4 protein-coding genes and 1 pseudogene are annotated in these 6,395 nt (G+C 68.6%); 4 read left to right on the forward strand and 1 reads right to left on the reverse strand.

Annotated elements, in window-relative coordinates; translation table 11 throughout:
• From E4099_RS27455 to E4099_RS27470, 4 genes and pseudogenes are all read left to right on the forward strand, one after another.
• A pseudogene (locus E4099_RS27455) lies at positions 1 to 126 on the forward strand (hypothetical protein); the annotation flags it as partial.
• A gap of 636 nt (positions 127 to 762) precedes the next feature.
• Positions 763 to 1,047, forward strand: coding sequence for a helix-turn-helix domain-containing protein (locus E4099_RS27460; RefSeq protein WP_135341822.1), 285 nt, complete (start codon positions 763 to 765; stop codon positions 1,045 to 1,047).
• Positions 1,044 to 2,648: a helix-turn-helix transcriptional regulator gene (locus E4099_RS27465; RefSeq protein WP_135341823.1), complete on the forward strand. Its 1,605-nt coding sequence runs from the start codon at positions 1,044 to 1,046 to the stop codon at positions 2,646 to 2,648. The genes E4099_RS27460 and E4099_RS27465 overlap by 4 nt, the downstream gene beginning before the upstream one ends.
• Complete coding sequence (locus tag E4099_RS27470) at positions 2,648 to 3,220, forward strand: transcriptional regulator (protein ID WP_135341824.1); 573 nt, start codon at positions 2,648 to 2,650, stop codon at positions 3,218 to 3,220. Before E4099_RS27465 ends, E4099_RS27470 begins: the two co-directional genes overlap by 1 nt.
• Positions 3,221 to 3,282: 62 nt before the next feature.
• Here E4099_RS27470 and E4099_RS27475 read toward each other — a convergent pair whose 3' ends face one another.
• Positions 3,283 to 5,844: a DEAD/DEAH box helicase gene (locus E4099_RS27475; protein ID WP_135341825.1), complete on the reverse strand. Its 2,562-nt coding sequence runs from the start codon at positions 5,842 to 5,844 to the stop codon at positions 3,283 to 3,285.
• Positions 5,845 to 6,395 lie beyond the last annotated feature (551 nt).

Below are 6,395 nucleotides of genomic sequence, written 5' to 3' on the forward strand. Positions count from 1 at the left end.
CTGGAGGGCCGGGCCGGCTACTACGACACCGTCGGCGCGCTGAAGGACATGGTCCAGAACCACCTGCTGCAACTGCTCTGCCTGGTGGCCATGGAACCACCGATCACCCTCGGCGAGCGGGACCTGCCCGTCTCCGCTTGGGTGGCCCACCCCCTCTGCCCAGCCCGTCCTTGTGGGGACGCCCGCCGCCCACGGTTGCCTGTCCTGGCCGGCCCGACCACTGAGCGCCGGTCGGCCACGCCGTCGCTCCGCCGTGCCGGGCCGCCTGGCCCGGACTGCGCCCACGAAGCAGCACCGGTCCGCTCTCCGCTGCGGCCCCCGGCCCTGGCCGGGCCCGTCCCGCCGCGCTACTGCGCCGCTGAGGGCCGTGCCCGAGCCGGGCACCACCCTCAACTTCCACGCTCCTCACCCCGGCCCGCCCGCCCGGTCGGCCGATGCTCGGTCAGCGGTCCCGTCCGGTCCCGCCCTGGCCGACAGTCCCGGCCGGCCCGGCCTGCCCGTCGCACCTTCCCGGCCGGGCCGTGCCTGGCTGACCGGGTGGTGGAGGAAGTACGCCAGGCGGTGCGGGATGCGCGGCGTGCGCCCCGCCGACCTGCTGCACATGGACGGAACCCGGACCGCTGACCACCGGGCCTGGACGGGTCACGGGCGCTGACAGGGCCTTGTATCTCCCCGGCCCGGGACCAGGCGCAACGCACATGTTTGAGCACCAATACCCATGCCTAATGCATAATTTGCATCACCATCGAGTATGATGGGGCCATGGGACTGAGTCTGGAGGAATCACTCCGGCTGACGGTAGCCGCGTTGATGCAGGCGACAGGCGACTCGCAGCGGGTGCTCGCCGCGGTGCTCGGGCTGACGCAGACGCAGGTATCACGCCGACAGACCGGAGCCACCTCATGGACCCTGCGTGACGTCGATGTCCTCGCCGAGTACTACGAGATTGCCGCACTCGATCTGCTGGCCGGGCCGACCCGGGCATGCGAGACGCTGCCCGCCGCCCGGCGCCGAGGCACCAACTCCGAGAAGAGCATGGCCCGGTGAGTGACTTCGACGCAATCGACTCGCTGCTCGCAGCCGTGGGCCCGGAAGCCGAACTCCCCTCTCCCCAGGTCCGGCAGCAACTGCGGGAGCGGGCCCGACTGTCGAAGGCGCAGGTAGCCCGGACACTGGGAGTGAGCCCGTCCACGATCGCCGGATGGGAGACCGGCCGTGACCCGACCGGCGAGGTCCGGACCAAGTACGCGTACCTGCTGGACGGGCTGGCCGCCAAGTTCGCCGCCGACACCGCCCCGGTGACGCCATCCGCCGCCGAGCCCGCCGTGACGCCAGACCCCGCCGCGGCCGGCACAGCCGGCACTTCTGCCCCCTCCCCGGCGGTGCCCGAAGAAGCCGGCGACAGCGACGAGGTGGAAACCCTCGCCGTGCCGGAGCCATGCGTACTGTGCGGGCACCCGGCCGGACAACGGGTAGCAGGCTTCGTCCAACACCTGGACCCAGCCGACTGCCAGCCCGCCACGACCAAGGCCCCCGCAGCTGCGCCCACCCCGACCGCCGCACAGCCCACGCAGGCCACGAAGCCGCCGTCACACATTCGCACCCCGGGTACGCCGCGCCCCTCCGAACGTCCCCACGGACCGGCCCGGCGCGCATTCCAGGAACCATCCGGTCCGGTCGATCTGATCGGCCAAGCAGTGCAGGCCGCGCTCACCGAGCACCACGGCGACGTCGAAGCAGCCACAGCCATGTTGCTGAAGCGGGCGATCCCGGATGCGATGCGACTGCTGGACGAGACCCGTAAGGGCGCCCGCTACAACGTCATCGCCCACCCGTGGATCCCCGACATCCTGAAGAAGCAGACTTCCCGCGGCGCGGACCAAATCTGGGAGGCCCGCCCCAAGTGGACCCGGGCCGACCTGCCACCCGGTCGCCATAAGGTGACCGCCCTGGACATCAACGGTGCCTACCTTTCCGCACTCAAAACCCACCTACCACTCGGGCAACTGGAGCACTCCGCCGGCCTTCCCCACGACCGCCGTCGCGCCGGTGTCCACCTGATCACCCCACCCGTATGGGAGCACGAGGACGTCCTGCCGAACCCGATCGGCCAGCGGGACGAGCCGGGGCCGCTATGGGTGACCGAGCCGACCCTGCGCCTCCTACTGCGCCTGTCCGGCCCGAAGTACGGACTGTGCGCCCCGCCGGAAATCCACGAGTCGTACACCTCCGGCGCCACGGAGAATCTCCTGGAGAAGTTCCGCATCGCCTTGAAGGACGCCCGGGACACCGCCATCGCCGAGGACGACGAGGTGACGCTGGAGTACGTGAAGGCGATGTACTCGAAGTTCGTCTCGACGATGGGTGAATCGAACTACAACAGGGAGCTGTACCGGCCGGACTGGATGCACATCATCCGCTCCCAGGCATTCTCCAACCTGTGGCTCAAGGCACTCAAGGCCCACGACGAGGGCCTGGCCGTGGTGCGGGCGATGGGCACCGACGAACTCCATGTCATCGGTGACTGGCGCAGTGTCTTCCCCGAAGGCCGCGCCGTTACCGAAGTCAAAGTCAAGGACACCTACACCGCCGGCACCGACACCACCGAGCACACCGGAACGGACGGAGAAGAGGAGGGAGAGGAGTAGTGCCGGAGAAAAACCTCGACTTCGGGAAGTTCGGTGCCCGGGGCATCAAGGGCAGCCATGCCGTCGCCCGCAAGCTCGACGAGCTCGCGGGAGGTATCGCCACCCCGGTGACCGTCAAGCGCGGCTGGCTAGCGCGCCTGCACTACCTGACGAAGTCGGGCAGAAGCCGCCAGGCCGCGAAGGAGGCCGGGCTGACGGTCACCGACCGGACGCTCAAGGCCTGGCTGGAGGGCAAACGGTCGCCATCGAAGGCGAACCTGGCCAGGATCGACGCCGCCTACCGAGCAGTGCGCCGTCAGAACGTCGCCCGCCACCTCCTCAAGCGCCTGAACCGGGACGGACGCGGGACGCGGGTGGAGATCCACCCCCTGGACCAGTCCCAGGTGCCGCGACCGTTGCAGCGCGTGGTGGAGTACCGGACGATGAACGTGCGCCGCTGGGACAGGATCGTCGGTTCCTGGGCGGCCGGCGACTACCAGGGCCTCGACGCAGCCTGGGACGACACGATCATTGACCTGGGCTCCCAGTGGGGCCAGTACGAGTACGTCACCAACGTCGGCTTCGCCGCCTAGAAGAGCCCCGGAAGGGCCCAGACCCACCAGGACCCGAGCTCTTCCGCCTTCCCAACCGTTCTCTACCGCTGGCTCCTACTGGATGCTGTGCCCGACCAGCGCATGCCCAGTGCGTCCAGGTCCGCGCGACGCCGCTCGGTGAGCTTGCCGACCCGTTTCCTGAGGTTGTCGAGCACCATGCCGAGCTTCACCGCCACAAGTTCCTCACCAGCGGCCTGACCACCTGCCAACCTGCCTAGCGGCTCCACATACTCGACGTGCTTCCTGGGCACGTTGAGGTGGCCCTCACGGGCGTGGAACTGGCGTGCCGCCCGGAGATTGAGAGCCCACCTGTCTTCCTGCGTGCGTTTCACGGGCCGCTCGTGTTCTCCAGCCGGGGTGAGACCGAGGACATTCTCAACCATCCACTGCTGGACGAGCGTCAGGTTGTCCCAGCCAAGGCGGCAGGCCGCTGCCCACCGGCCGAGATCCTCGCCCTGCACGATCACCTCACCCGCCACTGTCGGCACCGTCCCACCGCCTTGGACATGGGCTTGAGCGAGGCGAAAGCAGCGTTGCCACCCGGTATCCCACGCCGGACACCAGCCCGGATCGATCTCCTCCAACGCCTCCCGCCGCGCCTCGGTGAGAGCTTTGGCACTGGAATCGACAGGAAGGCCCACCTCGCGGCGCTCAGCGATGGTGTCCGCGAGCCGGGCGGCGGTGCGCTGGTTCTTCGCCCAGATGCCGACCGGGTAGCCGCCCCACACGGCTGTGGCCGGCGGCAGAAAGTGCCCATGCACCGCAGCCCAGGCGCGAGCGGCGGTGAGTCCTTCCTCAAACGCGACGTCCTGGTGAGACCAGACCATCCCGAGCTCCTCAAGCTCGGCAACACGGGCCGACGCCAAACGTCCGGCCTTGCTGAAGCGCCGCTGATCGGCCAGCCACACCCCCAGCGGAAACCCAGCCGGCGACCAGTCGTCAGGAGTGACGAAGTCGTACGGCACCCTCAGCTGCGCCGCGCCGACCTCCCTCACATACCGCACGCACGCTTCGATCCCACGCCTCCAGAAGCTGTTCTCCGGCTCGATCACCCGCAGCTTCACGAACCGGGCCAGCCGCGCCGCATCCCGCGGCGTGCTGAACTTCAGCAACTCCCGCGCGGGCGCACTCGGCCCCCGCTCACCCTCCAACTGCTCCTGGCCGCCTTCGCCGACCCCGGCGTCCTCCTCCGGCCCGTAACTGCCGCTGCGCACGCGGGGGTCGGCGAGCGCTTCGATGGTCTCGGTGTCGTGGGCGCGGAGTGCTTCGAGGATCTTCGCGAGAGTTTCGTAGGCGGGAGAGGTCAGCATTTCGTCCGGGGTTTCACCTGGCGCGAGGAATACCGGAACGATCAGTGACGCGATTTTCCCCTCCCCGGGCTGCATCCGAAGTGCGCGGCCGACCATTTGCACAATGTCGATCATCGACCCTCGTGCATCACAGAAGGCGACGGAATCACAATTCGCTGTATCGACCCCTTCACCCAGCACCTTCACGGAGCTGAGCACGCGCAGCGCGGCCGGCCGCAGCCCGTGCCCATCATCGTCGTCCCGGCCCTCGATGACGTCGGAGGCGAACTCGGTGAGTACCTCTTGCCGGCGGCCGGGAGAGTGCTCGCCGCACAGCCAGTCGGCCCATACTCGCTCCGGCGCCGGGAACCGGCGCGGGTCGTCCTCCCACAGCCGCTCGGCGACGTCGACGACTCCGGCGGCCATGGCCTCAGCCTCGCTGACCTTGCTGTGGAAGGTCAGCATCTTCCGCAGCCCCTCCTGCGCCGCCGCTGTCAGGACCCCGGTCTGCAGCGCCGCCAGCCGCGCCCCACGCACCGCGTCCGACCCGGGGCCGGCGACTTGGTGCGCCTCGTGGAGCTCAGGGTCGGTGATGTCGACGCACACGACCTGATACGGCGCTACCAGCCCGCGGCTGACGGCCTCGGACAGGGTCAGCTTGAACGCCACCGGCCCGAAGAGGGGGGAGTCGGGGTCCATGCTCGCGATCAGGCGCGGCGCCTCGTCACGACCGCCCCCGGCTACTTCCCAGATACGGGCTGTGGCGGTCATGTAGAGCCGGCGGGCCGCTGGAATCCTGGCCTGATCATGTACGGCTGCCCATGGCTTCCCCGCGTCTCCGCTGGTCCGGTGGGCTTCGTCCACGACCATCAGGTCCCACACGGCCAGACCCTGGGCGTGGGCGCGTTGCAGGATGCCGAGGCCGACGGCGGCGTAGGTGGCGAACACCGTTACTCGCTCCAGCCCCCGCACCCATGTCACGAGCTCGGCTGGATCCGTCGTACACGGTACGCCGTCGGAGTCCTCGGTCCGTAGGGAGCAGACTCCGATCATCGCCCCTGTGCGGCCGTCCTCGCGCCATGCGGCCGCGGTCTGTGTCAGTAGATCCAGAGTCGGCACCAGGACCAACACTCGCCGCGCGCCCAGCCTTTGAGCGGCCTCGGTGGCGATCAGTGTCTTGCCCGAGCCGGTCGCGGCGATGACCTGGGTCCGTAGTCCCTCGGCCGGCATATGCCCGCCGGCGGGTGTCTGCAGAGCGCGGAGGACGGCATCGACGGCCTCCACCTGATGCGGAAACAGATCTTTCCCCGGCATGCAATTTCCCTTTCTCCCTCATGCTGACGCTCCGTCAGGTTCGCCAGAATCTGGTTGCGCCGGAAATCAGAGGGTCGGCCAAATGTCCCATTTATGGATGACTTTTTGGCCACGACTGGCATCCTGCCTGGGCCTCCGAGCCTCGTAGTGGTGGTGGCTTGTTTCTCCATAAGGTATCGGGCTTGCAGAATGACGCACTACCTTGAGGGCGTTCTAAATCTGTTCGTTTCTATTATCTTGGAACCCTCGCGGTGAGCGTCGCCCTGCGCTTCCTGCCCTGCAGCCCGGCCCAAGCACAGGCGGAGCGTGATTCGCTGAATCCCCATCACCCGAGGTACCGCCACCCTCGCTCCCCCTAGCCAGCCACAGGAACGCGCGGAGCGCGTTCCGTTCGCTCGGATCGCGGAGCGATCCGAGCCCGAGGCCAACGGAGTTGGCCTTCCGGGCCACGGAGTGGCCCGGATTCTCGGGACGAAGTCCCGGAATACCGCACGGAGTGCGGTCGTCTTTCCGTCGCGTAGCGACGGCGCGTCGTGTCTGCGGAGCAGACC

This window comes from Streptomyces palmae (genome assembly GCF_004684805.1).
Classification (GTDB): domain Bacteria; phylum Actinomycetota; class Actinomycetes; order Streptomycetales; family Streptomycetaceae; genus Streptomyces; species Streptomyces palmae.